The organism is Clostridioides sp. ES-W-0016-02, from assembly GCF_020641035.1.
Taxonomy (GTDB): Bacteria; Bacillota; Clostridia; order Peptostreptococcales; family Peptostreptococcaceae; genus Clostridioides.
This window is the reverse complement of sequence record NZ_CP061361.1, coordinates 2,357,825-2,384,542: the sequence shown is the minus strand read 5'-3', so window position 1 is coordinate 2,384,542 and position 26,718 is coordinate 2,357,825. Positions and strand designations below refer to the sequence as shown.

General features: G+C 27.1%; 23 protein-coding genes. 15 read left to right on the top strand and 8 right to left on the bottom strand.

Going from position 1 to position 26,718, the window contains the following annotated elements:
• Window positions 1-134 precede the first annotated feature (134 nt).
• Together IC758_RS11510 and IC758_RS11505 are read right to left on the bottom strand one after the other, a co-directional pair.
• A complete protein-coding gene (locus IC758_RS11510) occupies window positions 135-1,088 on the bottom strand; it encodes an L-lactate dehydrogenase (protein WP_227434819.1) in 954 nt (317 codons plus the stop codon).
• A gap of 109 nt (window positions 1,089-1,197) precedes the next feature.
• Complete coding sequence (locus IC758_RS11505; RefSeq protein WP_227434818.1) at window positions 1,198-2,166, bottom strand: L-lactate dehydrogenase; 969 nt, start codon at window positions 2,164-2,166, stop codon at window positions 1,198-1,200.
• Window positions 2,167-2,525: 359 nt separating this feature from the next.
• Between IC758_RS11505 and IC758_RS11500 the strand changes: the two genes are divergently transcribed.
• The 6 genes from IC758_RS11500 to IC758_RS11475 all read left to right on the top strand — a co-directional run bounded on the left by IC758_RS11500 (window position 2,526) and on the right by IC758_RS11475 (window position 8,376).
• The gene (locus IC758_RS11500; protein ID WP_227482531.1) at window positions 2,526-3,725 is read left to right on the top strand and encodes a DHHA1 domain-containing protein; all 1,200 of its coding nucleotides are present in this window, start codon (window positions 2,526-2,528) and stop codon (window positions 3,723-3,725) included.
• Window positions 3,726-3,780: 55 nt separating this feature from the next.
• On the top strand, window positions 3,781-4,281 hold the full coding sequence (locus IC758_RS11495) for a GNAT family N-acetyltransferase (RefSeq protein ID WP_227482532.1): 501 nt from the start codon (window positions 3,781-3,783) through the stop codon (window positions 4,279-4,281).
• Window positions 4,282-4,419: 138 nt separating this feature from the next.
• Complete coding sequence (locus IC758_RS11490; RefSeq protein ID WP_227482533.1) at window positions 4,420-4,734, top strand: hypothetical protein; 315 nt, start codon at window positions 4,420-4,422, stop codon at window positions 4,732-4,734.
• Between the two features lie 162 nt (window positions 4,735-4,896).
• Window positions 4,897-5,862: a VanZ family protein gene (locus tag IC758_RS11485; RefSeq protein ID WP_227482534.1), complete on the top strand. Its 966-nt coding sequence runs from the start codon at window positions 4,897-4,899 to the stop codon at window positions 5,860-5,862.
• A gap of 111 nt (window positions 5,863-5,973) precedes the next feature.
• Window positions 5,974-6,762 carry a putative ABC transporter permease gene (locus tag IC758_RS11480; RefSeq protein WP_227482535.1) on the top strand — a complete coding sequence of 263 codons (789 nt, stop codon included), beginning with the start codon at window positions 5,974-5,976 and terminating at the stop codon, window positions 6,760-6,762.
• Between the two features lie 294 nt (window positions 6,763-7,056).
• The gene (locus IC758_RS11475; RefSeq protein WP_227434812.1) at window positions 7,057-8,376 is read left to right on the top strand and encodes an aminotransferase class III-fold pyridoxal phosphate-dependent enzyme; all 1,320 of its coding nucleotides are present in this window, start codon (window positions 7,057-7,059) and stop codon (window positions 8,374-8,376) included.
• A 72-nt stretch (window positions 8,377-8,448) separates the two neighbouring features.
• Here IC758_RS11475 and IC758_RS11470 read toward each other — a convergent pair whose 3' ends face one another.
• From IC758_RS11470 to IC758_RS11445, 6 genes are all read right to left on the bottom strand, one after another.
• Complete coding sequence (locus IC758_RS11470; RefSeq protein WP_227482536.1) at window positions 8,449-8,883, bottom strand: hypothetical protein; 435 nt, start codon at window positions 8,881-8,883, stop codon at window positions 8,449-8,451.
• Between the two features lie 89 nt (window positions 8,884-8,972).
• Window positions 8,973-10,349 carry a [FeFe] hydrogenase H-cluster radical SAM maturase HydG gene (gene hydG, locus IC758_RS11465; protein WP_227482537.1) on the bottom strand — a complete coding sequence of 459 codons (1,377 nt, stop codon included), beginning with the start codon at window positions 10,347-10,349 and terminating at the stop codon, window positions 8,973-8,975.
• Window positions 10,350-11,435: a [FeFe] hydrogenase H-cluster radical SAM maturase HydE gene (gene hydE / locus IC758_RS11460; RefSeq protein WP_227434809.1), complete on the bottom strand. Its 1,086-nt coding sequence runs from the start codon at window positions 11,433-11,435 to the stop codon at window positions 10,350-10,352.
• Between the two features lie 35 nt (window positions 11,436-11,470).
• Window positions 11,471-12,679 (bottom strand): [FeFe] hydrogenase H-cluster maturation GTPase HydF, encoded by a 1,209-nt coding sequence (gene hydF / locus IC758_RS11455; RefSeq protein WP_227482538.1) that lies wholly within the window; start codon window positions 12,677-12,679, stop codon window positions 11,471-11,473.
• Window positions 12,680-12,693: 14 nt separating this feature from the next.
• Window positions 12,694-12,945, bottom strand: a complete 252-nt coding sequence (locus IC758_RS11450; protein WP_227434807.1) for a TM1266 family iron-only hydrogenase system putative regulator — start codon at window positions 12,943-12,945, stop codon at window positions 12,694-12,696.
• A 379-nt stretch (window positions 12,946-13,324) separates the two neighbouring features.
• The gene (locus IC758_RS11445) at window positions 13,325-14,365 is read right to left on the bottom strand and encodes a M42 family metallopeptidase (RefSeq protein ID WP_227482539.1); all 1,041 of its coding nucleotides are present in this window, start codon (window positions 14,363-14,365) and stop codon (window positions 13,325-13,327) included.
• 480 nt (window positions 14,366-14,845) lie between these two features.
• Between IC758_RS11445 and IC758_RS11440 the strand changes: the two genes are divergently transcribed.
• The 9 genes from IC758_RS11440 (at window position 14,846) to IC758_RS11400 (ending at window position 26,649) form a co-directional block, all read left to right on the top strand.
• Entirely contained in the window at window positions 14,846-16,006 is a 1,161-nt protein-coding gene (locus IC758_RS11440) for a DUF819 domain-containing protein (protein WP_227482540.1), read from the top strand.
• Window positions 16,007-16,348: 342 nt separating this feature from the next.
• Complete coding sequence (locus IC758_RS11435; RefSeq protein ID WP_227434804.1) at window positions 16,349-16,510, top strand: hypothetical protein; 162 nt, start codon at window positions 16,349-16,351, stop codon at window positions 16,508-16,510.
• A 189-nt stretch (window positions 16,511-16,699) separates the two neighbouring features.
• Window positions 16,700-17,329, top strand: a complete 630-nt coding sequence (locus IC758_RS11430; RefSeq protein WP_227434803.1) for an endonuclease/exonuclease/phosphatase family protein — start codon at window positions 16,700-16,702, stop codon at window positions 17,327-17,329.
• Between the two features lie 251 nt (window positions 17,330-17,580).
• Window positions 17,581-18,840, top strand: a complete 1,260-nt coding sequence (locus tag IC758_RS11425; RefSeq protein ID WP_227434802.1) for a VanW family protein — start codon at window positions 17,581-17,583, stop codon at window positions 18,838-18,840.
• A gap of 183 nt (window positions 18,841-19,023) precedes the next feature.
• A complete protein-coding gene (locus IC758_RS11420) occupies window positions 19,024-20,001 on the top strand; it encodes a protein kinase domain-containing protein (RefSeq protein WP_227434801.1) in 978 nt (325 codons plus the stop codon).
• Between the two features lie 250 nt (window positions 20,002-20,251).
• The gene (locus IC758_RS11415) at window positions 20,252-21,319 is read left to right on the top strand and encodes an RNA ligase RtcB family protein (protein ID WP_227482542.1); all 1,068 of its coding nucleotides are present in this window, start codon (window positions 20,252-20,254) and stop codon (window positions 21,317-21,319) included.
• A gap of 507 nt (window positions 21,320-21,826) precedes the next feature.
• Window positions 21,827-23,743 carry an endonuclease MutS2 gene (locus IC758_RS11410; protein WP_227482543.1) on the top strand — a complete coding sequence of 639 codons (1,917 nt, stop codon included), beginning with the start codon at window positions 21,827-21,829 and terminating at the stop codon, window positions 23,741-23,743.
• Window positions 23,744-23,894: 151 nt separating this feature from the next.
• Window positions 23,895-24,644 (top strand): ABC transporter ATP-binding protein, encoded by a 750-nt coding sequence (locus tag IC758_RS11405; protein ID WP_227482544.1) that lies wholly within the window; start codon window positions 23,895-23,897, stop codon window positions 24,642-24,644.
• 25 nt (window positions 24,645-24,669) lie between these two features.
• Window positions 24,670-26,649 (top strand): ABC transporter permease, encoded by a 1,980-nt coding sequence (locus IC758_RS11400; RefSeq protein ID WP_227850984.1) that lies wholly within the window; start codon window positions 24,670-24,672, stop codon window positions 26,647-26,649.
• The last annotated feature ends 69 nt before the right edge of the window (window positions 26,650-26,718 follow it).

Here is a 26,718-nt window from a genome sequence, read left to right as displayed (position 1 = left end):
GTATTTATGATTTAAATTTAAGGTTTATTAAGATAATTTTTTATCATAAGAAATTTACCTGCTTTCAATATTAAATTTGAGATACACTTAAAATATGCTATTAACTTAAATATGTATTCTAATATGGTATTAATCTAAATATCCTTAGCAATTTTAATGTATTCTTTTAAAATAGTACATGATTTATTGAATTTTTTTTGTTCATCATCAGTTAAATTAATTTCTACTATAGACTCAACTCCATTTATGCCAATTATGGCAGGAACACCAGCAAACACATCTTTTTGCCCATACTGACCATCTAATAAAGTAGAAACAGGAAGGATTTTTCTTTCATTATGAAAAATTGTCTTTACTATTTCTGTTAAAGCAGTACCAATACCAAATTCAGTAGAACCTTTGCCATAAAGTACATCCCAACCAGCTCTAGCTGTTTTTTCAGTTAATTCATCTAAGTTTAATTTTCCATAAGTGTTAGGATTTTCTTTCATAATATCAAATAATGGTTTACCACCAATTGAAACATGAGACCAAGGAACCATCTGAGAATCTCCATGTTCACCCATAGAATAAGCTTGTATTGATTGTTGAGGAAGATTTGTTTCCTCAGATAAAAGCCTTCTAAGTCTCGAAGAATCGAGTGCAGTGCCTGTACCCAAAACTTTATTTTTAGAAAATCCAGAAACTTTCCAAATATAATCAGAAATTATATCAACTGGATTTGAAATTACAATAAATATACCATCAAATCCAGAATCAACAATAGGTTTTACAATTGTTTTTACAATGTTGACTGTAGACTCAAGAGTATCCAATCTAGTCTGATTTTTTTCAGGTAATGGACCTGCACTTATTACTACAATATCAGAATCTTTACAATCATCAAGTGTTCCACTTTTTATTTTTGTAGCATGTTTAAGATAAGAAACTGCATCTGATAAATCTAAAGCTTGAGCCTTTGCTTTATTTTCATCTATATCAATCATCAGTAGTTCATCACAAACACCTTGAGTTATTAAACTAAATCCACAATGTGAACCGACATGACCAGTTCCTATTATTGATACTTTTCTTGGTTTTATTGACAAATTTAACATCTCCTTACAATTTGTTTTATGTATACATATGAGAATACTCTATAATAATTATAGAGTATCTAAATAAGTTAATTAAAGAATAAATCGTATAGATTTAAAACTAAATAGTCTTTGAAAGTGCAATATGGTCTCTTAAAACAGAACAAGATTTACTAAATCCTTCTTGCTCATCATTAGTTAAATTGATTTCAACAATTCCCTCAATCCCACTTTTTCCTATAATACAAGGAACACCTGCAAATACATTTTCTTCATTGTATTGACCTTCTAATAATGTAGAGACTGGTAAAATCTTTTTCTCATTATGTAGTATAGCCTTTACAATTTCTACTAAAGCAGTTCCTATTCCAAACTCTGTGCAATCTTTGCCATTTATTATGCCTATACCTGTTTTCTTGTTTTTTTCAACTATTGATGGTAAGTCTAATTTGCCATAAGTATCTGGATTATCCTTCATCATATCTAAAATTGGTTTGCCACCAATTGAAACATGAGACCAAGGAACTATTTGAGAATCTCCATGTTCACCCATTGAGTAAGCCTGTATTGATTGTTGAGCGATTCCAGTTTCTTCAGATAAGAGTCTTCTAAGTCTTGTTGAGTCTAAAGCTGTTCCAGTTCCAATAACTCTGTTTTTAGGGAAACCAGACTTTTCCCAGATATAATTTGTAACTACATCAACTGGATTAGAAATAACGATAAATATACCATCAAATCCAGAATCAATTATAGGTTTTACTATAGATTTTATCATCCCAATAGTTGGTTTTAGTAAGTCTAACCTAGTTGTGTTTTGTCTGCGTAAAGGACCTTCTGAAGAATCTGCAACACTTATCACTACAATATCAGAATCCTTACAATCATTAAAAGTTCCTTTTTCTATATGTACTTTATGTGGAAGATAGGAAACCGCATCAGCTAAATCTAAAGCTTGAGCCTTTGCTTTAGCTTCATCAATATCAATCATAAAGAGTTCATCACAAACTCCTTGAGTTATCAAACTAAATCCACAGTGTGAACCAACATGACCTGAACCTACAATAGATATTTTTCTTGGTTTTATTGGCATTTTAAATCACTCCCCCTACAAAATAAAACGATATATTTATAATACAATGCTATATGTTATTAAATATGTTTTTTATAGATTGCAATATTCTATCATTTCAGAAAATTTATTTAATATGATTTTATACTAAAGTTTTTAAAAAAGCAATGTTAATATACTTTATATTATTGAATATTTAAAATAATATATAATTATAAATTTGTTAACATTAATATCTATATGTTAAAATATAGTAGAAGATTACTATTAAAAAATAGGTTAAGCTCTATCTGGTGTAATTACTTTAAACTTAACCTAAAATATGTGTATATTTAAACAATAAGGCAGTTTAGAATAAAGGAAATGGAGATAAAATCATAATGGAAAAGTTATACTATACAAATCAGTATATAAGAGATTTTACAGCAGAAATAATTGAGATAAGAGAAATAGAAAATAAGTTTCATGTTTTGTTGGATAAAACAGCGTTTTTCCCTGGTGGAGGAGGACAATTTGGAGATTTAGGAAAAATAGATAATTATGAAGTAATAAGTGTATATGAAGAAGATAAAAAAGTATATCATATATTAGATAAAAAACCAATAAAGATACATAAGGTAAAGTGTAGTATTGATTGGGATAGAAGAGAAGATGGTATGCATCAACATTTTGGACAACATGTACTCTCAGGATGTTTTTTTAAGACTTTTAATGCAAATACAACGGGTTTTCATTTAGGTAATGAGTACAGCACAGTGGATATAGAGGGTAATTTAGATGAAGAAAAAATTAGAGAGATAGAGTTACTTGCCAATGAAATTATTCATCAGAATATACAAGTAGAAACATTACTTCCAACTAAAAGAGAATTAAAAAAAATTTGGTTAAGACGTGCTTTACCAAACACAAATGAAGAAATAAGGGTAGTAAAAATAGGTGACTTAGATACAAATGCGTGTTGTGGAGTACATCCAACATCAACAAGTGAGCTTAGAATGATAAAAATAAAGAAATGGGAGAAGCATAAGTCTAGTACAAGAATAGAGTTTTTGGCTGGTAAAAGAGCTGTAGATGAAGTATTAAAAAGGGATATATGTTTAACTAAAATCTGTAGATATTTAAGTTGTAGTGAAGAAGATGCTATAAATGGAATTGTAAATTTAAATGAGAAAGTGGAAGATTCTCTAAGTAAAAAGAGAAAACTTGAAGAAATAGTAGCTAAGTATCAAGTTAAAGAAATGGTTGAAAATGCAAATAAGATTGGAAATATTTCAGTTGTTAAAAAAATTTATGATGAAGAAGATTTAAAATATGTAAATAAAATTGCAAATAAAATTACAGAAGATGAAAATAAAATTGCATTATTAGCTGTTAGATTTGAAGAAAAAATAAACTTGATTTTTGCATGTTCTAAAAATTTGAAGGATGTTAATATGGGAAGTTTATTGAAGGATGCAATAAGTCTTATAGATGGTAAAGGTGGAGGAAGTCAGGTTTTAGCTCAAGGTGGGGGAAAAAATAATGGTAACTTAGAATCTACCTTCGATTATGCATTTATGAAACTAGAAAAAATTTTATAATGTATTATTACAAAGAGATTAATGTAATACGTAAAATAGATATGGGGGAATAAGTATGGAACAAAAGGACTATATAGAATTATATGAAAATGAAGAACTGATAGAGATAAGAGAAGCCCGTTTAGATGATTTGGATATAATAGCGAGATTTAATTATAATTTAGCTAAAGAAACAGAAGGAAAAGAACTTGACATGGATGTTTTAACTAAAGGTGTAAGGGCGCTGTTATTAGATGAAAGAAAAGGAAAATACTATGTATATACAGTATTTGATAAGGTTGTTGCACAGATTATGTATACATATGAGTGGAGTGATTGGAGAAATGGAAACTTTCTTTGGATTCAGAGTGTATATGTAGAGAAAGAGTATAGAAGAAAGAACATCTTTAATTATTTATTTAATCATATAAAAAATATGTGTGATAGAGATGAAAATATTGTTGGCATGAGATTATATGTAGAAAAAGAAAACATAAATGCAAAAGCAACATATGAGTCTTTAAATATGTATGAATGTGATTATAATATGTATGAATATGAAGTAATAAACCAGTAATGTAAATATAAGATGTAATAAACCAATAATATAAACTTATACTATTATTATATTAAGATTATAAGTTTATATTGGGTATATTGAGAATTGTATGAAATAAAGCAGATATTATAATTAAATTTTTTAGGGGGTATAAGTATGGGCGTTTTAAAAGTCATGTTTTATGTATTTTTGTTTTTAGATTTAGTATCAATATTCTGTTTCTTTTTTAATAAAGGCAAGATAGCATCTAACACAATTGTATTTAATGCAATAGGTGTATATACATTTGTACTTTGTTTCATGTATTTTAGTTCTTATCCAAGTAATAATATTCTTGGTAAATTTATTGCATCTCTCTTTTTTATACTTGGAGTTGCAGGAGTTATGCTTAAAGAAAAAAATTTTTTATATGCTAGATTACTTTTAACTTTGGTTATTGTTTGTTCTACACTTAAATTGTTTGTCATTTAATAAAATGTATCTATAATGAAATTTATGAAGGTCTATATTTTAAAGTATAGACCTTTTTAATATGTTTTAATTTAACACTTAAGGAAAATTTAAGAAAATTTTAAAGGCATCTTAAACACTTGTTGGTATTATTAAAATATTAGAAGAGAGAAGGTGTTATTATTGAAAAAAGACATGTGTAGAACTTCAGAAAAATTATTATTATCAATTATATACATAATATTTTTTGTATATGTTCTAATAACTATAAGGATAATTTTATTTAAAGATGTACCAATTTATGCCATTTTCAAGGGTGGATTTAGGTCTGTCAACTTAATTCCATTCTATACAGTATGGGAATTTATGACAGATAGTAACATTAGTCTTATAAGAGCTATTGCAAATATCATAGGTAATATTGGTATATTTATTCCAATGGGAATTTTTCTTCCTGTAGTATTAAAAAAATTAGATAAAAAAACTATAATTATAATAATTTCTCTTATTAGTTTAGGATTTGAATTAATACAATATATTTTAGCTATTGGAAGCAGTGACATAGATGATGTGCTTCTAAATTCATTAGGTGGGATACTTGGTATTATTATTTATACAAAGGTGACCAAATTATTTCCTAATAACATTAAGAAATTCCAAGCCATAATAAGTACAAGCATAGTTTTGGGAGTAATAGGATTAGGTGTCATTGTTACAAATTACCAAAGCTTGTTAACTTTTAAACTCAAGCCAGATAAACAAGTTTCAAGAATATTAGTTGAAGAAAATAAGGAAATAATTAAAGATATAGATAAAAATGAGGGAGATATAATTGGCTCATTTGAAAGCTTTAAAAATGGTGTATTAACTATTAAGGCAGCTTGTAATAATAATATAAAGAGTCCAGATAATTTAATGGATAAGAATGGTAATATAAAAGTTTATCTAAGTAAAAATACAAAACTAATATCCTTTGTAATCACTGAAGGAGAGAATAAAGATATAATTAGATATGAAGAATTTGATGCTAAAAATTTGCCTCTGTTAAAGAAATCTGATACATTTGAGATTTGGATTGATAAGTATAATCGACCAAAAGATGAACATGGAATTACAGCTGCTAGATTATTAATCGGATTAGATGAATAGAATATCCAACAAAAAAGAATAACAAAAGTAAAAAACGAAAAAACTATTTCTACAATTATTTTTACATTATGCACAAAAATATATCAACTATTGAAGGAGTAGAGATAAATTATGGAGATAATAAAATATATTTTGTATTTTTTTATATATTCATTTCTAGGATGGGTAGTAGAAAGTGCAGGATGTTCTATAGCAAGCAAAAGGATAATCAATAGAGGTTTTTTAAATGGCCCAATATGTCCTGTTTATGGTTTTGGAGCAGTACTTGTGATATCAGTATTAGGCAGGTTTGACAATATAATTATTTTATTTTTGATAGGAATGATTTTGACTACAATACTAGAATATTTTACAGGATTTATTTTAGAAACATTATTCCATGCCAAATGGTGGGATTATTCTGACCAAAAATTTAATGTAAAGGGAAGAGTCTGTTTAAAAAATGCAATATATTTTGGAATAATGTCTGTTGTAATAATAAAATTTATACATCCCTATATAGAATACATTGTGAGTACTATTCCGTATAATATATTAATTTCAATAGTGGTAATTACGACTTTATGGACAATTGTGGATTTAATTGTTACTATCATATCACTTAAAAAATTAGACATGAAGCTCAATTTATTAGATGAAATAATTACAGACCTAAATGGTATAAACATGAAATTGGATAAGTTTGATAGAAGAGAGATACAAGCTTTATTTAAAACAATAAATAGTGAAGAGTTAGAAGCCAGAGAAAAATTAAACAAAATAAACAGTAAATTAGACCGTATAGAATCTAATATTATCTTACAAAAAAGAATTATCAAGGCTTTCCCAGATATAAAACATAAAAAACAACAAGAACAATTACAATATTTTAAAGAAATCATTAATGATAATAAAAGATGATAAGATGATTTAATTAGAAATAAATGGAAAAATAGTATTTATAAGATAATTTGCAAAGAACTCTATTATAATAGAATAGAGTTCTTTATTTTTTGGAGAAATAGAGTTGATTTGCTGAAAATAAAATATATTATCTCTGAATAACAAATATTTTGAAAATTATAAAAACATATATTGACAATTTGTGTCAAAAATACTAACATTAGTATATAAAGAATTTTATATAAAAATATCTTTATAAATTGCAATAATTCTAAAAATATAAATTTACTTAAAGAGGGGAATGATTTGCCAATGAGCGAGATAACTAGTCAAATGATAAGTACAGAAGAAAAAAAATATGTTGCTAAGACTCAAAAAATACCTTATTATCCAGTAGCATTTAAATCAGGTGAAGGTGCGATGTTATATGATTATGAAGGTAATGAGTATGTAGACTTTTTAGCAAGTGCAGGCTCTGCAAATGTAGGTCATGGAAATAAGGAAATCTCACAAGCAGTTAAAGAACAAATGGATGATATCACACAATATACACTTGCATATTTTCATAGTGATCCTCCTGTAAAGTTAGCTGAAAAGCTTGTGGAAATAGCCCCTGGAGATAATGATAAGAAAGTATTATACAGCGCAACAGGCTCTGCTTGTATAGATGCTGCTATAAAATTAGCAAGAGGATATACTGGAAGAACAAAAATAATATCTATGTGTGAATCATATCATGGAAGTACTTATGGAGCTATATCTATATCTGCATTAAGTACAAATATGAGAAGAAAAATGGGTCCATTATTACCAGAAGTTTATCACTTCCATTATCCAGATAAAAATAGAACTGCCAAAGAATGTTTAGATGAAATGGAATATGCTTTTGCACACTACTTACCAGTAGAAGAAGTAGCTGCAATATTTATAGAACCAATTGCAGGAGATGCAGGAATAATAGTGCCTCCAGTAGAATGGATTAAAGGATTAAGTAAAATATGTAAAGAAAATGGAATACTACTTATAAGTGATGAAATACAGCAAGGTATGGGAAGAACAGGTAAATGGTTTGGTATAGAAAATTTTGGTGTTGAAGCAGACCTTATAGTTCTTGGAAAATCTGTTGGTGGAGGATTACCTTTAGGAGCAGTTGTTGGAAGAACAGAAATAATGCAAAGTCTTGATGCACCAGCACATCTATTTACTTTAGCTGGAAATACAACAGTATGTGTAGCTGCTTTAAAATCTATAGAAATAATTGAAAGAGAAAATTTACTTCAAAAGAGTATAGAAATGGGAGATTATATTAAAGCAGGATTTGAAAAACTAAAAGAAAAATACGATATAATTGGAGAAATAAGAGGCTTAGGTTTATCTATAGGAGTTGATATAGTTAAAGGAAAAGGTTCTACTGAAAAACATCCAGATGCTACAGCTAAGATATGCTACAGATGTATACAAACTGGTTTGATAATGATATTCTTAGGACAATCCACTTTAAGAGTACAACCACCTTTAGTAATAACTAAGGAACAAGTAGATAAAGCAATGAGTATTATAGATTCTGCAATAGATGATTATTTAAATGGTAGAATTGGTGACGAAGTTTATGAAGTAACTCAAGGTTGGTAAAATAGATAGTAAATAAAAAAGAGTTATCTCAATTTTAGAAAATAATTTCTGAAATGAGATAACTCTTTTAAGTTACCCACAAGTAAGAAGATTAGTCGATTCATTAAAGGTTATGTTTTGGGTATTACTTTTGTGAGTATTAGAAACAGTATTGCGAGAGTAGTTACTCTTACTCGAACTATCTGTCAGTTTTGTTATAATCAAAATTGCTAAAAGAATAAAAATTACTGTGTATAAAGCAATAACATATGGTTTTCTTTTATATTTGTATTTGTTATTAAAAAAAGAATGTCCATAATTATCTTTATTGACCTTATGTTTATTTATATTTGTATTCTTTTTTTTGTTATTCTTCTTTTTATCATCCTTTTTTCTATTTTTAGGGTAAGGAATGACTTTGTGTGTATCATCAAGTTTGACATTTTTATTTTTTTGAATATTGTTTTCTAGGCTAGCTTTTTTTTCTCCAAATTGAATAGTTTTATTGGTATTGTTGTTATCTTTCAATGTTAATCTCCCTCCCTTAAACTTTCCCTTTAGATAATATTACTACTAACCTATAGAATATACAATAATAATATACAACGAATAAAATTTTATAAGTATAAATCTCTTTCCCCACGTTCTAAGGCAGTCATATTGTTAGATACGATGTTTCTTATGTCTTCTCTTTCTATCTTAGATATTTCTTCAGTAATAAGTTTTTTACCCATAGCTTTAAGTTCTTCGTCACCATAATCAATTAAAAATTCATTCAATGTAGTAAGTGCATTTGGTGTGCAGACATTGTGAATTTGACGACTCTTAGCCAAACTCATAAATCTATCTCCAGTTCTACCTTTTCGATAACAGGCTGTACAGTAACTAGGGATATATCCATCAGTGATTAATTCCTTAAGGACTTCTACAGGGCTTCTGTGGTCTCCAACCTCAAATTGTTCTGTATTGTCACCATCTTCATATGCTTTATATCCACCAACACCTGTTAGAGAACCTGCACTAACTTGTGATACACCATATTTTAGTAATTCGTTTCTCATTTCAGCAGTTTCCCTAGTAGACATTATAATTCCAGTAAAAGGAACTGCCAATCTAGTTATAGCTACAATTTTTTTGAACATATCATCAGAAACTAAATGAGGGAAATTTTCTAAACTCATACCCTCAGCTTTTTTTAATCTAGGGAAAGATATAGTATGGAATCCTACACCAAATTTTTCTTCTAGGTGTTCATTATGCATCATAAGTCCTAAAACTTCAAATTTAGGGTCAGCTAGACCAAATAAAACTCCTGCACCAACATCATCAACTCCAGCTTCCATGGCTCTATCAAAAGCTGTTAAATGGTAGTAGTAATCATTTTTTATAGACTGACCATGCATCTTTATAAATGTTGGTTTATGGTAAGTTTCTTGGAATAGTATATAAGTTCCTATTCCCTTTTCTTTTAGTAGTTTATATTCTTCTACACTAGTAGCTGCTATGTTAACGTTTACCCTTCTTATGTTTCCATTTTCATTATATGTTGAATAAATTGCATCTAAGCAGTCTAATATATAATTTATATCACAATTTTTAGGGTCTTCACCAGCTTCTAAAGCAAGTCTTTTATGACCCATTTTTTCAAGTATTTTAACTTCTTCTCTTATTTCGTCCATAGTAAGTTTTTTTCTTTTAAATTTATTACATGTATTGAAACCACAGTAAACACATTCATTTACACAGTAGTTTGATACATAAAGAGGGGCAAATAAAACCACTCTATTACCATATATTTCATTTTTTATTTGCCCAGCTATACTAAATAATCTATCAAGTTGTTTTTTATCTTCTACTTCAAGAAGTGTAGCTATATCTTTATAACTAAGTTTTTCTCTTCTATCAGCCTTATCAAGTACTTTCTCAATATCATCAGAAGTTGAATTTTTTGCATCCTCTAACAAAGAATTAATAAGTTCATGTTTTATGAACATTTACAAACGCCTCCATTCAATATTATCACCACGAGAGTAGTCAACCTTAAGTCCTAGTGACTTGATATTTTCCTCTAAACTCTGGTGATATTCACAAGCTTCTTGACCAGTAAAGGCTTTGTTATCATAAAGAGAATATTGTTTTCTAAATTCTTGAGGAGAAAGGTTTGGCATAATTACATTACAACCAGCTAAAAGACCTGCATTTCTACCACTAGGGTTTATAGATGCAAGAGCTGTTGTAGCAGGTAATAAGACTTTTGGAAGTAGAAGTCTTGTAATTGAAAGCATAAGTAGTGTTTTTTCTAAATCACCATGTTTATAATCTTTAAAGATTGTATCATGATGTGGGATAAAAGGTCCTATACCAACCATATGAGGATTTAACTCTTTTAGGTATAATAAGTCACGAACAAGGTCCTCATTGCTTTGGAATGGTGACTCAACCATAAATCCAGCACCTACTTGATAACCAATTTCCTTGAGGTTTTTAAGGCATTCTTTTCTAGTTCTAAGTTCAATGTTTGGCGGATGTAATTTTTTGTAATGGCTGTCTGTAGCAGTTTCATGTCTTAAAAGATATCTATCTGCACCACTTAAAAAGTATTTTTTATAGGAGTCATAGCTTTTTTCTCCTAATGATAATGTTATAGCACAATCCTCATATTTATTTTTGATACTTGAAACAATCTCACATATCTTATCATCAGTAAAATATGTGTCTTCACCACCTTGTAAAACAAAAGTTCTGTATCCTATCTTATAACCTATATCACAACATTCAAGTATTTCATCCGTTGAAAGTCGATATCTTGTAATATTTTTGTTAGAAGATTGTATACCACAGTAGTAACAATTGTTTTTGCAGTAGTTTGTAAGTTCTATAAGCCCTCTTAAGTAGACTCTATTTCCATAGTGTTTATTTCTCATATCGCTAGCTTGCTTGTAAAGATAGTTTCTCAAATTTTGTTCAAAGTTATATTCTTCATTGTCGATATTCTCTATTAAGTATAGTAGTTCATCAAAGCTTAGTGAATTAATGCTGTAAAGTTTATCTATAAAGTATTTAATCTTATTTTTAGTCATATCTTAGTATGTATTTATTAAATATATTTAAATTTTTAGTAATTGAAAAGTTCAAGGGATCTTTCCAAAATACCTTTTGTATATGCTATTAAAATACCATAGTTTACGATAGGTACATTGAAAGATTTTGCCTTTTCTATTCTAGATAACATTCCAGCTCTATTCATCATACAAGCTCCACAGTGAACTACAAGTGCATATTTAGTTATATCTTCAGTGAAAGATACTCCAGAACTAAATTCAAAAGTAATATTTTTACCAGTTTTCTTTCTAATCATATTAGGGATTTTAACTGTTCCAATATCATCAGTTTGTCTGTGATGAGTGCAACCTTCAGCCATCAAGACCTTGTCACCATCTTTTAAATTTTCTAAAGCATAGGCACCATCAATTAATTCTTTAAGGTCTCCTTTTTGTCTAGCGAACAATATAGAAAAAGATGTAAGAGGAATATCTTTTGGAGTATCTTTATCCACTTGTGGAAATACTTGAGAGTCAGTAATAACAAGCTTAGGTTTTTTACCTAAATTAGATAGAGTTTCTTTTAAGCTATCTTCTTTTGTAACTATAGAAATTGCTCCAATATCCAAAATATCTCTTATAACTTGCTGTTGAGGAAGTATAAGCCTACCTTTTGGAGCTGCCTTATCTATTGGAACAACTAAGACAACTAAATCATTTGGCTCGATTAAATCTGATACCAATTTAAACTCATTACTGTCTTTAGGCAAAACCTTTATTATTTCATTTTTTAAATCTTCAATTCCAATTTTATCTGTTGATGAGACAGAAACAACTGGACATTTAACTTTATTTTTAGTTAAGTTTAAAATTTCAGATTGATTTTTAATTGTATCAATCTTGTTAAGTACTAAAATGTGAGGTATATTTTTATCATTAAACTTTTCAATTAGTGATAAATCTTCTTTTGACACACCAATTTGGCAATCCACTACTAGTAAAGCTATGTCTGTCTTTTCTAAAATATCTAATGATTTGCTTATTCTAAGCTCACCAAGTTCACCAACATCGTCAAGACCAGCAGTATCTATAAGAACACAAGGTCCTATAGGAAGGATTTCCATTGGTCTAAATACTGGGTCTGTAGTAGTTCCAGCAATATCTGATACTATTGCAGCACTTTGATTTGTTATAGCGTTTATTACGCTAGATTTACCTGCATTTCTTTTACCAAAGAGACCTATATGTACTCTTATTGATTGTGGAGTAGAATTTAGACTCATTTGTACTCACCACCTTAAATTTCTTTTTTTGATATACTAGTTTTTACAGATACATGAGGTATATTTCCCAATTTACCAGTCAAACTATTGATAATATCCATTTCGCCAACAACTGCTATACATACAATTGAGACACCTTCTTCTTCACAAGGAATTCCCATTCTACCTTTAATAATACCTTTAAAAGTTGATACAACTTCATTAAATTTAAGCTGACATTCTTTTGGTTCTTCCAAAATAGCACTTATAACCGCAACCTTTTTCATAAATATCCTCCTAACTCAGAAAATATGTTCTTAAACAAATCCAAAATCAAAAAACTTTTCTTTTTAAAGAAAAGTTTCTACAAAAGAAAAGTTATTAATTACACAATTATAATGTGCTATATTAAACTATTTCCTTACAGATTAGATAACTCTTTTCTGGTAGGGTTAGCTTGTAAAATTTATTTTAACAACAATTAGCTAAAGAAAATTTTTATACAATTTGTGTGAATCATATAAAAATTAACTAAAGAAAATTGAAGTTACTTATATAATAGTAGTAAATCGAGATTAAGTCTATAGAAAAACCAATTTTTGTATAAAAATAAAAATAAAAATTGGTTATTTACAAAGAAATGACTTTAATAAAATATATAGTTAATTATTTTTTTAGCATGTAGTTTATAAGAAGTTTTAGAGTATTTTCAATTGCTTCTATATGAGTTCTTTCGTAGTGGTGGCTATTATTTGTTCCAGGGCCAACACAAGCTATTTGAACATCTTCTCCCCAACGAATAGCCTCTGAAGCATCTGAACCATAAAAAGTAAATACATCGACAGCATAATCTAAATTATTATCTTCTGCAACATCTACAAGTTTATTTCTTAAACTAAAATCATATAGAGATAAGTTATCTTTTGCAACTATAGTTACACCATGTTCACTAGATGTTTGACTTGGTCCAGTAGGTGCTATATCTATTGCTACAAATTCTCTAGTTTTTTCAGGTAAAGCTTTAGAGACACCATGTCCAATTTCCTCATAATTACTTATATAAAAGTTAGTAGTATGCTTAGGTATTAAGTTGTTTTCCTTAAAGTATCTAGCTATTTCAAGAACCATTGCTACAGCTGCTTTGTTATCTATATATCTAGATTTTATAAAACCAGATTCTGTAGTTTCAAAACGATGGTCTAGACATACAAAATCTCCAACATTTATTCCCAAATCCAAAATATCCTGTTTATTAAATACTTTTTCATCAAGTCTAATAATCATTGTTTCTTCATTTCTTTCAGATGCAGCTTTTGTCTGTCCATATATATGAGTAGAAGCGTATTTAAACACAACACTTCCTCTAATTTTTTTACCTTTTCTAGTTATAACAGTGCAATTTTCACCTTCTATAGCGGCCCAACAACCACCACCGACTTTATGGTATTTAAGAGTACCATCTGGTGATATTTCTTTTACCATAGCACCAAGTGTATCCATGTGTGCAGATATTGTTATTTGATTTGAATCATCTTCACCAGGAAGAGTAGCTATAAGAGCACCTTTTTTTGTAAGAGTAGTATTAAGACCTAAAGTTTCAAAATCCTTTTTGCTTTCTAAAACTGCATTTTCAGTATATCCAGCTGGACTTGGTATATCAAGATACTTCTTCATCAAATTTATAGTATTAGTTAAATTTAAATTCATATTATTTCCTCCTAAAAAATGTATATTCATACAAATTATAACATAAATACGAATGTTCTGAAAACTGTATTTGAAAGAAAAATTTCTAAATCTATTAAAAAAAATAATATATAAGGTAAAATTAATTTATATTATATGGGTTTAAGTTGAAAATAGTTTTATTGTATAAATAATAAAAATAAATAAAAAACAAATAAACAAATAAAAACAAATAAATAAAATATTTAGTTTAATTCTCTTTACAAATAAAGATTTTAGTAATAAAATAATTTTTGAAAAAGATTTTAAATTCAGACTATTCGTTTTTAAAGTAATTAATCTGTAAACCTTTATTAATATGTGTAAATAGTTGGTTATATATGTATTTAATTAGCTAAATATAAAAAAAAGTTTATTTTAATTATTTTCATTATTTGGAAAAAATTTATTAGGAATTATAAAAAATCTGGATTACTTAGAAAAAGAGAGGGTGTGTATAATGTGATTGAAAACGGATTCGTATTTTGTAGTTTTTTAGTTGTATTTGTAGGTGGCATTTTTTACATGGTTGATAAATTAAAATGGAAGATATTCGATGTTATTAATCCAATGCTTTTAATCTATTTAGGAGCTGCTATACTTGCATCATTTGGTTTATTTGCACAAAATGAAGAAGTTGGTATCTATCAGAATATAATAACCGTAAATTTTCTACCATTAATGTTAGTATTCTTATTAATTCAATGTGATTTAAGAAAAATATTAAAAATGGGCCCTAAAATGTTATTATCATTTTTCTGTGCTACATTGACATTTATGTTTGGGTTTGTTATAGCCTTTATAATTTTTAAAGGTTCAATGGGTGCAGATTCATGGAAAGTTCTTGGTGCAGCATCTGGGTCATGGATAGGTGGTTCATCAAATATGATTGCAGCAGCTAATGCTTTAGGTGTTGCAGAAGAAGGGCTTAGTTATGCAATACTTATGGGTTCTATAGGATATACAGTATGGATGTCTGTTTGTCTAATGTCTGTAAAATTTGGACCTAAATTTAACAAATGGACAAAATGTGATACAAGTTTTATAGATGAGGTTACAGCAAAGCTTGAGAAAGAAAATAAAGATAATACAGCACCTACGTTTGTGGAACTTATGACTTTATTATCTGTTGGATTTGGAGTTGCAGCATTTGCACAGATTGTATCTAAGATACTTCCAACTTCAGGCATACTTAATGAGACTATGTGGGTAGTGCTTGTTGCCTCTACAGTATCAATACTGTTAGGTATGACTAAGATATCAAAACTTAAAGGAAGTACATTAGTAGGAAATGTGTTTATGTACTTGCTTCTTGCAGCAACAGGAAGTAAAGCAAATTTCTTTGGACTATCAGAGGCTCCTGTTTACATAATGTTTGGATTAGTAGTAGTTCTTGTACATGCCATTTCATTTATAGGACTTGCAAAACTATTTAAATTAGACTTATTTACTTGTGAGGTAGGAAGTATAGCTAATATAGGTGGTGTAACTACAGCACCAATGATTGCTGGGGTTCATAATCCAGTATTAATTCCAGTAGGTGTACTTATGGGGCTTTTAGGAAATGTTATAGGAACTTATTGTGCTCTTATAGTTACTCAAATATTACATATGTTAGCTTAATGAAACTATAGTATAAAGCTAAATAATTCATATCAAAAAAGTTATTTCAATTTAAGCATAAGCTTTTATCGAAATAACTTTTTTTATTTGGCAAAATAAGTCGTTTTAAAAAGTTGTTTTGACATATTTAGTGAATAATATTGTAAAAATTACCAATAACGATATATATTTAATTTTTATATTGAATCGAACGTTTGTATGATGTATAATAAATATATAGAACGAATGTTTGCAGAACGAATGTTTTTTGAAATTATTTTAATAATTTATGAATATATATCACAATGCATAAATATATTTAAATATAAAGATAAAAAGAATTTAAAGGAGTGTTGATAACTTATGATAATTCCATCAAGAAAAATACAGGATATAACATTAACAAATTTAAAAAATGGTGAAGTGACTTTAATTGAATTAGATGAAATATATAAAAAGATGGGATTTTTATTTGTTGTAAGTGAAGGCAAATTGAAAAAAATAAAAAAGGAGAATCATCATTAAAAATGCATAAAATAAATACTATAAAATTTTGTAAAACCTAACTTATGTAGAATATAAATACTTAAGTTAGGTTTTTTGTGATAAAATCTGTGATTACTTGAGTTTTAGAAAGCAGTACAGTGTTTTATAAACTAAAAAATAAATGAGTTTAAATCTCAAGGGCATAATACTGCATAAGAGGTGATATTAATGAAAATAGTAACCTACAATATTCATAAAGGTATGGATTCAAATAATAAATTGACATTATCTAAAATGGGAATATATTTAAAGAACTTAAATTGTGATGTAGTTTGTTTGCAGGAAGTACTATACCCTCAATTTTTAGCTTTAAAGGCTGTTTTAAATATGGATGGTGTATTTGCTACAAATGTAAAAAAGGTAAATATGCTATATGGAATTTGTACATTTACAAAATTAAAAATATTAAACAATAATCATTTTTTTTTAACTAGTAAAAAAGAACAGCGAGGAGCACTTTGTATAACTGTAGATGATTATGGAAGAATTATAAATATTATAAATGTTCACTTAGGTTTAGATAGAGAAGAGAGAGCAAAGCAACTGGATGAAATAATAGACTATAGAAATAGATTAGTAGGAGCTGTTGTTTTATGTGGTGATTTCAATGAAAAAAATATCTCTTTAGATATGTTTAGTGATATGGCTGTTTGTCTAAATAAATCTCAGTTTGCAACCTTTGAAAAGTCAAATTCTAGGATAGATTATATTTTTGTTGATAGAAAAACTGAACTAAAAGGATATATAGTAGAGAAGATTTATTTATCAGACCATTATCCAGTAATAGGATATATTTGATTTTTAATGTAACTTAATCAATATTCGTAAATAAAGAGTAAATTTTTTATTAAGGTATAATTAAAAAAATATAATTAAAAAGTGTCAAAAAGAAATCTAATTATAAGACATAAATTTACAATAAAGTTACATTTGCTTAAATGCCTTGTTTAAAAAAAGCTATTCAAATATAATCTAAAGTAGTTTTGAAAGGGAAACTTTAATAAGCAAAATTAAGATAAATTAAGTTAGTGTTAAAATGAGGTGAATTTATGAGCAGAAGTACAACAAGGGTTTCAAAATTAGGAAAAGAAAAAAAACGAAATTTTATAATAGTGTTAGCAGTTTTAGCTGTAGCGATTGGTGTGTCTACTTATTTTTTTAACAACAAATTTCTATATAATGGGAAAATAGCTAAAAATGTATATATAGAAGATATAAATGTATCCGATATGAGCAAAGAAGAAGCATTAAAAGCTGTAACAGATAAGTATACTCCAGAAGACCTGAATCTTACTTATGATGGAAAAGATTATAAAATATCTCCAAATGATATTGATTTAAAATATAACACAGAAGAAGTTGTAAAAAATGCTTATGAGAGTACAAAAAAAGGTTCTTACTTTCAAAACTTAAAGAAGTATATTGATATAAGAATAAATAAGCTATCCCTGAAAATAGAATCTGGATATGATGAGGCAAAACTTAGTGCTCAAGTATCTTCAGTAGCAGATAGCATCAACGTTAAAATGAAAAATGCTTCAGTTAGTGTTGGAAGTGGTGGATTAAATTACACAGAGTCTGTTATAGGTAGAGAATTTGACTTGGCATCAAATAAAGAATCTATATACAACATGATAAAAAATAAAGAGCATAAGCCTTTAGAACTAAAAGTAAACCTTCAAAAACCAGATATAACGACAGAACAAGTAAAATCTGTGAATTCTGTTATAGGTCAATATTCAACAACATATTCTCAATCTGTATCAGGTAGAGCATATAATGTGGCATTGTCAGCAAGAAAAACTAGTGATGTTTTACTAATGCCAGGTGAAGAATTTTCATATAATAAGCTTACAGGGCCTAGCAATAAAGCTAATGGTTACAAAGATGCACCAGTTATAGTTTATGGAAAATTAGAGCAATCAGCAGGTGGAGGTGTTTGTCAAACATCTTCAACAGTTTATAATGCAGCTCTTCTTTCAGGTATGGAAATAACACAAGTTACAAACCACTCATCTGCATCTACTTATGTACCAAGAGGTAGAGATGCTACGGTAAGTGATGGAGGATTAAATTTAAAATTTAAAAATCCATATAACCATCCTGTATATATTAAAAATTATGCAGGTGGAGGAAGTGTATCATCTATAGTATATGGCAATTCTGGTGATAAACCAAATATATCTATAGAAGTAAAAAACACTGGAAAAGATAAATATTCTACATATAGGGTGTATAAAGACTCAAATGGAAAAGTCATAAAAAGAGAACATATATCAAATAGTTCTTATAAAGAATTGAAAAAATAGATTATTTTTTAGCTTAATATTGAATTGATACAAAAAACAAGAGAGTTGATAACTCTCTTGTTTTTTGTATAAGAGTAGACTTACTAATTGTCGTTTTGATATTAGAATCATTAATATATAGAAAATATTCCTATATATTGGTATAATTATAAATAGATTTAGTTATATAAAATGTATGAGGAGGTGACAGGGTTGAATTTTATAGGCAATAGGTATGAGGTAGTAAATTCTGATGACGTTTTAGAAATTAACAAAATCTATAAAGCTAGGGATGTTTTTTACAGAAAAAATGTGTTAATAAAAGTTATAAAACACAATAACTATATTTGTGAAGATTTTGTATCAAATTTAATTGATGAAAGTACTGCTTTAGATGAAATAAACTCTCCTTACATACTAAAAATAATTGATGTTGGGATTCATTGCACAGAAGAAACAACATTATATTATATTGTAAGTGAAGACTTTGATGGTATTGGCCTAGATGAATTAATTCTAGGTAATTATCTTCATCTAGAAGCAATTATAAATATAATGATACAAGTTTTAAAAGCTTTAGAAATGATACATAGAAATTATTCATATCATGGCAGTTTAAAGTCAAGTAGTATAATGGTGAATACAGAATATAATATTAAAATTTGTGATTTTGGAATTACAAAAGCAAATAATGGGGTTAATACAAGAAGCTATGGAAATAGAAGATATTTATGTCCACATCAACTATGTATAAACTATACTGATAGAGAGAGTGATTTTTTCGCAACAGGTCTTATTTTATTTGAGTCTATATTTAAGAAATTACCTTTTGGAGAAGCAAATTCAGAAGAAAAAATGTTACAATTGATTGATAAAGGGCTAGATTGGAATAGTATAAGAGCAATTAATGGCAACATAGAACTTATAAATGTTATAAAAAGACTGCTTGGTAGAAATAATAAATATACTAGAGCTAATGATATTATTGTTGACCTTAGTAAGGTAATGTATGAAAAAGCATATATAGAGGTTGAAGATAAATTAGAAGAAGAACCAAAAAAAATTGTTCAGGTTAGAAAAGAAGATAAAAGTAAAGTGAGAAGAAAATTACATAAAAAAATTGTTGTTGCTGGCTTAGCTATAGTTATGATTTCAATGATTATTATAGGTTCTATAATATAAAAATTATATATTGTACATTTTAAAATAAATGTCTATAAATAATATACATATAGATTAAAATTTTAGTATTGTTTTAATTATGAGAGGAAGTGGTTATTATGTTAGCAAAAAATAATGAGGTGTTAAACGTTTAAGAGTATTTTAACAAATAGCCACCTGCTTTTGTAGTTTAAAATAAAAAAGCTGTGGCTAAAAGTCACAGCTTTTTGCTACTTTTTAAAGGCAGGAGTATATTAAAAAGGAGCAAAGTATGAGTGAAATAAAAATAATAGCAAGTAACAAGTGTTGGATTGAAGATATAGCAAAGAAACAACTTGAAGATATTTTAAAATTGAATGGAGTTTTAAGAATAGTAGGATTGCCTGATTTACATGCAGGTAAAATACCTGTGGGCCTAGCAGTTGAAACCAAAGATATTATCTATCCACATATAATTGGAAATGATATAGGTTGTGGCATGACTTTATTTAAAACTGGAATTTCCAAAAAGAAATTTAAAAAAGATAGATGGATTAAACGTCTTTATGAAATTAAAGATTTATCTGATATAAAAATAATAAATCCATATGAAGAGGAATGCCCAATATCAAATTTGGGGACTATTGGAAGTGGAAATCATTTTATAGAATTTCAATGTGTAAATAAAATTCACAATAAAGAAAAATTTGAACTATTAAGATTTTCATCTGATGACATAATGATGTTAGTTCATTGTGGGTCAAGAAATTACGGAGAAACCATACTTAAAAAATTTTATAATAAAAATGGTATTGAAGTTGGAAGTGAAAAAGAAAGAGATTATATGATAAATCATGATAAAGCTTTAATCTGGTCAGAGCGTAATCGTGAAATTGTTAGTAAAAAAATCATGCAATCAATAGGTATATCTAGAGATATTGAAAAAATATTGTCTATAAATCATAATTTTATAGAAAAAAGGGAAGATAAATTCATACATAGAAAAGGTGCTGTTTCAAGTGAAAGAGGAGCTGTAATTATACCTGGTTCAAGAGGAAGTCTATCATATATAGTTATGCCTACTGAAAATACAGAACTGTCTTTATATTCTCTATCACATGGAGCTGGTAGAAAATGGTCTCGTTCAATTTGTAAATCTCGTCTTAAAAACAAGTATAATAAAGATACTATAAAACAAACAAAATTTAAAAGTCATATTCTATGTAATGATATAAACTTGTTATTTCAAGAGGCTCCAGAAGCATATAAAAATATAGAACAAATTATTGAAAGTTTGATAGAATATAAGCTTATTCAAGTAGTGGCAACTATGAAACCACTAATTACTTATAAAGGGTAATTTTAAAAATTATATTAAATTATAAATAACTGATTTTATTAAAGCATATTAAGAATGCTTTGATACTATCAGTTATTTTTTTGTTTTTTGTTAGGGTTAATAATTTAAAAAGCTTAACTTCATAATATGTAATTTTTATAAAATTACATTCTGTAAGAAATGTTGGGTATAAATGAAAGAATAAACATTATTTTTATTTTAATAGTGAGTATTATAGGTGTTTTATTATGTTAAAAGATAAATAAATTTATTTATATTGACACTAGGATATAATTTATGAAATAATGTTAAAGTGACTAAAATAGTTAAGTAAAAATAGAAAAGGAGCAGTGTTTTATGAAAAAGAATACTAACATTAGTGAGTCCGGGGTTAGACTTCTTAATAAATAAGGAGTTTAATGAACAATAATTCCTTATTTATTAAGTCGATTACAAATAATTATTATAAAAATAAGTGAAATAGTTATTTAAAATTCATGACTTATAAATAAAGGAGAAAGTAAAATAATGAATAGTAATACAATTGAAAGACTACAACTAAATGAGGTTAAAGAATTAATAAAAATACATTGTGTAAGTTCACTTGGAAGAAATTTAATAGACAAATTAACTCCTAGTGGTAATATTGAAGTAGTAAGAAGGAAATTAAAAGAAAATAAAGAAGCTAGAAAAATAATTGAAAATAGTAATCATATACCACTTGAAGGGTTGTTTAATGCAGGTTCTACAATAGATAAAATTGAAAAAGGAATGATAATAGAACCTATTGAACTTGTAAATATAGAGGATTTTTTAAGAGGTTGTAGGAAGATGAAAGCTTTTATGTTAGACAAAGAATTTTATTCGCCTACATTAAGTTCTTATGCTTTAAATATAACAGAATGCAAAAACATAGAGGAAGAGATAAACTACTGCATAAAATCAAATAAAGTTGATTCTAATGCCAGTAAAGAATTAAAAAAGGTAAGAAGAAATATAGAAGTTACAGAAGGAAAAATAAAAGATAGATTAAATAAGTTTATAACATCAAGTATAAACAAAAAGTATATACAAGAGTTTATAATAAGTAAAAGAAATGATAGATATGTAATACCAATTAAATCTTCTTATAAAAATGAAGTTGATGGTACTATATTAGATACTTCATCAAAAGGAAATACTGTATTCGTTGAACCAATAAGTGTGTCAAATTTAAGTACAGAATTGACTATGTTAAAAGCTGACGAGACTATTGAAGAATATAAGATATTATCTTATTTAACAGAGCTTATATTTGATAAAATAACTCAGATAAAGTTAAATATAGAAATACTTTCTGAATATGATATGGTATTTGCAAAAGCTAAATATAGTCAAAAAATAAATGGTATTACTCCAAGAATAAACAACAATGGATATATAAAAATAATCAAAGGTAAGCACCCACTTTTAACAGGAGATGTGGTACCTTTAGATTTTGAAATAGGTAAAAGTTATAGAAGTCTTGTAATAACAGGACCTAATGCAGGTGGAAAAACTGTAACTCTTAAGACTGTTGGTCTATTAACTTTGATGGTTCAATGTGGTTTTGATATTTCTGCTAAAGAAGACAGCGAACTAAGTGTATTTGAAAAAGTGTTTGTAGATATAGGAGATAATCAAAGTATTGAAAATGCTCTAAGTACTTTTTCATCACACATAAAAAATATTGCAGAAATTATGGACTCATCAAATAATTCTACACTTGTTCTATTTGATGAGATAGGTAGTGGAACTGAACCCAATGAAGGAGCAGGACTAGCAATATCATTGCTAGAAGAGTTTTATAGTATGGGATGTATAACAATAGCATCAACTCATTATGGCGAAATAAAAAAGTTTGCTAATTTGCATCCAGAATTTGAAAATGCAGGTATGATGTTTGATAAAGAAACTTTAGAACCATTATATAAATTAACAATAGGAAAATCTGAAGATAGTAATGCTCTTTTTATTTCTAAAAAGATGGGAATAAAAAATAAGGTATTAAGTAGAGCTAAAGAATATATAACTGATAGAAACTACAATTTAGATTTAGTTAAGAGAAGTAAATTAAAATCCCATACTGAAAATAAAGATAATGTTGAATTTATTTCCAATTATACAGAGTATAATACAGGTGATAAAGTAAAATTATTGGATGAAAATGACTTTGGAGTTGTGTATAAACCTAGAGACAAATTTAATAATGTAGAAATATTATTTAAAGACAATTTTGTTTTAGTAAATATAAAAAGATTAGAACTTAGTATAAAAGCAGAAGAGTTATATCCAGAAGGATATGATTTAAATTCATTGTTTACTAGTTTTAAAGATAGAAAATTAGAAAAAGACATTCATAGAGGTTCAAAAAAAGCTCTTAAACAGATTCAAAGAGAAATTAGAGAAAATAGAAAACAAATGTAAAAAACATAAATGACTATTTAAAATGTAAATAATTATTTTACAAAACATGAGTAATAAATGCGATTATTTTTGCGTATTTTACTCATGTTTTTTTGTGTGTAAAAATTTATACTTTAAACATAGATGAAATAATATTAAAGGAGGTATAAATATGGATGTTCTATTATCTGTAAAAGATGTAACAAAGACTTACAGTAAAAATAAAAAACCAAGTTTGAATCATGTTTCATTCGAGGTAAATTCTGGTGAATTTGTTGGAATTATGGGAGCATCAGGTTCTGGAAAAACAACTTTACTAAATGTATTATCTACAATAGATAGTGTAAATAGTGGTGAGATAATAATTAATGGTGTAAATTTAAAAGAATTAAATAATAACTCTACTGCGGATTTTATAAAGGATAATATTGGATTTATATTTCAAGAATACTTTTTGATTGATAGTTTGAATGTTTTTGAAAATATAGCTGTACCACTTACTTTAAAACATATGCAAGCAAGTGAAATCGAAGATTCTATCAAGTTATTGACAAAACGTTTTGGAATAGATTCAACTTTGTATAAGTATCCAAATGAGTTATCTGGTGGTCAATGTCAAAGGGTTGCTGCAGCAAGAGCTATTATAAAAAAACCATCTATAATACTTGCAGATGAGCCAACTGGAGCACTTGACTCAGTATCAGCAAATGAGTTACTAAAAACACTAAGTGATGTAAATCGAGAATTAAAAACTACTATATTGATGGTAACACATGATGCTTATGTAGCTAGTTTTTGTAGTAGAATTTTGATTTTTAGGGATGGTCAAATTATAGATGAACTTCAAAAAAATGAAAAAAATCATAAAGATTTCTTTGAAGCTATAGTTAGCAAGACCAGTAAACTAGAAGAAATATATTAGTATACATTAAAAGGAGATAGTAAAAATGAATATATATAACATTGCTAAAAAGAATCTCAAGAAAAACTTTTCGTTTTATTCATTATATTTGTTTTCTGTAGCTTTTATACTCATGATATTTTTTAGTTTTGTATCTTTTTCTGTGAATGATATTATAATGAATAAAATTTCATCAGATGGAAGAGTAGAAACTATGACAAAAACTATTTCAATTTTTATAATTTCATTTGTATTATTCTATATGCTTTACTCAAATAGATTTTTTATAAGACGTAGAATGAGAGAGCTTGGCATATACACCTTGATGGGATATAGAAAATCAAGTATATTAAAATTAGTTATGATTGAAAATATATTTATTTGCATGATTGCTTTTATTATAGGTGTTTTAGCTGGTTCATTATTACATAAGTTTATTATACATGTAATTGTGCATTCATTAAATTTAAATGTAGATAGTTCAAAGATACCTTTTTTCAATGTAAATGCTGTTATTTCTAGTATATTATTTTTAATTGTTATATTACTTGTACTATATTTTTCAAATTGGAAATTGATTCGAAGAAATTCTCTTCTTAATTTAGTCAAAATAGAACGAAACGAAGAAAAACAGATTATAATAAGACCTTTGATAGCTTTTATAGGTATTTTTATGCTTGTATTAGGATATGTACTAGCTTTTGATATGACTAGAGGAAAGGATTCTGTTTGGTATAGTATTGGTTTTTCTCCAATTGCTATATTGACCTTACTTTGCGTAGTTGTTGGAACTGTTTTTTTTATAAATTCATTTTTACCTTATATTATTAGAATATTAAAAACTAAAAAAAATCATTTTTATAGAGAAATACAGATTATTACAATTCCTAAGTTTATTTACTCCATACGTTCTAATGCAAAAACATTAATTTTATTAACTTTGTTGTCAGCAGGAACATTATGTATATTTGCGTCAACTGTTTTATCAATTTATTATCCTGTAGTAGCAGTTTCTCGTATAGTACCTTCTGCTATTGAGTTTAAGTTAGAAGAAAAAAGTAATGTTGATAAAATTATTAATGCTGTAAGAGATTATGAATTAATAGAAAACCTTAAATACAGAGAAACAAATATTATAAAAGTAAATTCTTCATCAAAAAATTTACCGATTGAATATTCTATTGGCAAAGACAAAGGAAGAATCTCTGGATTTGACTGTATATCAGAGTCTGATTATATAGAATTAATTAAACAACAAGGGAAAACATTTGATTTAAAACCTCTGAATTATAATGAAAGTGTATTAGTAAAATATAGACCAAGTGAAGAGAATGTGGATAAAGGGAAAATCCTTAACTTAGATTTATATTCAGATAAAAAGGTAGATGTGGTTATAAAGGATACTACATTAGATAATCCAATTAGTTTTTCAAATAGTATTGGAACATTAATAGTGTCGGATAAATTATATAATGAAATATCTAGATACAATAATCTATCAAGAAATTCTATTATAAGTATTGATGGAAAAGATATGAGAGATAATAAAGAAATTTATGAAAAACTTAAAAATTTATTAAAGAATAATCCATATTTTATAAGTGCTTATCAAAGAAAATTTGAAATTGTGCATGAGAGTAGTTCAACTTTTTTATTGATTAGCTTTCTTTCTGTTATATTTTTTATTGCTACAGGAAGTATGCTGTATTTTCACAGTATTTCTAATGCCATTTATGATAGAAATAGTTTTAATATATTGAGTAAAATAGGATATAGTCAAAAAAATATAAAGAAAATAATTAAGAATCAGATTTTAGTGTTTTTTTCGATACCATATGTATTAGGAATGGCACATAGTATATTTGGATTAATTGCTTACAAATCTGCTTTAATAGATAACATATTAGGAAATAATACACCTATAATAATTCCAATAGTATTTGCAAGTGTCATATTTACACTAGTATATATAGGATATTACATTTTAACAAAGTATTCATGTTATAAAATAGTGCTTAAAAAATAGCATTAAAAATTTTATAAAATATTTGGAAAATAGAAGATAAGCATCTTGTATATAAATTAATTTACAAGT

What these genes read in the sequence shown, in the direction of transcription:
- IC758_RS11475 (WP_227434812.1), top strand. Translation starts at nt 7,057, where the DNA reads ATGAGCGAGATAACTAGTCAAATGATAAGTACAGAAGAAAAAAAATAT.
- IC758_RS11450 (WP_227434807.1), bottom strand. Translation starts at nt 12,945, where the DNA reads ATGAAAAAGGTTGCGGTTATAAGTGCTATTTTGGAAGAACCAAAAGAA.
- hydE (WP_227434809.1), bottom strand. Translation starts at nt 11,435, where the DNA reads ATGACTAAAAATAAGATTAAATACTTTATAGATAAACTTTACAGCATT.
- IC758_RS11415 (WP_227482542.1), top strand. Translation starts at nt 20,252, where the DNA reads ATGAGTGAAATAAAAATAATAGCAAGTAACAAGTGTTGGATTGAAGAT.
- IC758_RS11500 (WP_227482531.1), top strand. Translation starts at nt 2,526, where the DNA reads ATGGAAAAGTTATACTATACAAATCAGTATATAAGAGATTTTACAGCA.
- IC758_RS11445 (WP_227482539.1), bottom strand. Translation starts at nt 14,365, where the DNA reads ATGAATTTAAATTTAACTAATACTATAAATTTGATGAAGAAGTATCTT.
- IC758_RS11490 (WP_227482533.1), top strand. Translation starts at nt 4,420, where the DNA reads ATGGGCGTTTTAAAAGTCATGTTTTATGTATTTTTGTTTTTAGATTTA.
- IC758_RS11435 (WP_227434804.1), top strand. Translation starts at nt 16,349, where the DNA reads ATGATAATTCCATCAAGAAAAATACAGGATATAACATTAACAAATTTA.
- hydF (WP_227482538.1), bottom strand. Translation starts at nt 12,679, where the DNA reads ATGAGTCTAAATTCTACTCCACAATCAATAAGAGTACATATAGGTCTC.
- hydG (WP_227482537.1), bottom strand. Translation starts at nt 10,349, where the DNA reads ATGTTCATAAAACATGAACTTATTAATTCTTTGTTAGAGGATGCAAAA.
- IC758_RS11430 (WP_227434803.1), top strand. Translation starts at nt 16,700, where the DNA reads ATGAAAATAGTAACCTACAATATTCATAAAGGTATGGATTCAAATAAT.
- IC758_RS11505 (WP_227434818.1), bottom strand. Translation starts at nt 2,166, where the DNA reads ATGCCAATAAAACCAAGAAAAATATCTATTGTAGGTTCAGGTCATGTT.
- IC758_RS11400 (WP_227850984.1), top strand. Translation starts at nt 24,670, where the DNA reads ATGAATATATATAACATTGCTAAAAAGAATCTCAAGAAAAACTTTTCG.
- IC758_RS11480 (WP_227482535.1), top strand. Translation starts at nt 5,974, where the DNA reads ATGGAGATAATAAAATATATTTTGTATTTTTTTATATATTCATTTCTA.
- IC758_RS11495 (WP_227482532.1), top strand. Translation starts at nt 3,781, where the DNA reads ATGGAACAAAAGGACTATATAGAATTATATGAAAATGAAGAACTGATA.
- IC758_RS11410 (WP_227482543.1), top strand. Translation starts at nt 21,827, where the DNA reads ATGAATAGTAATACAATTGAAAGACTACAACTAAATGAGGTTAAAGAA.
- IC758_RS11425 (WP_227434802.1), top strand. Translation starts at nt 17,581, where the DNA reads ATGAGCAGAAGTACAACAAGGGTTTCAAAATTAGGAAAAGAAAAAAAA.
- IC758_RS11405 (WP_227482544.1), top strand. Translation starts at nt 23,895, where the DNA reads ATGGATGTTCTATTATCTGTAAAAGATGTAACAAAGACTTACAGTAAA.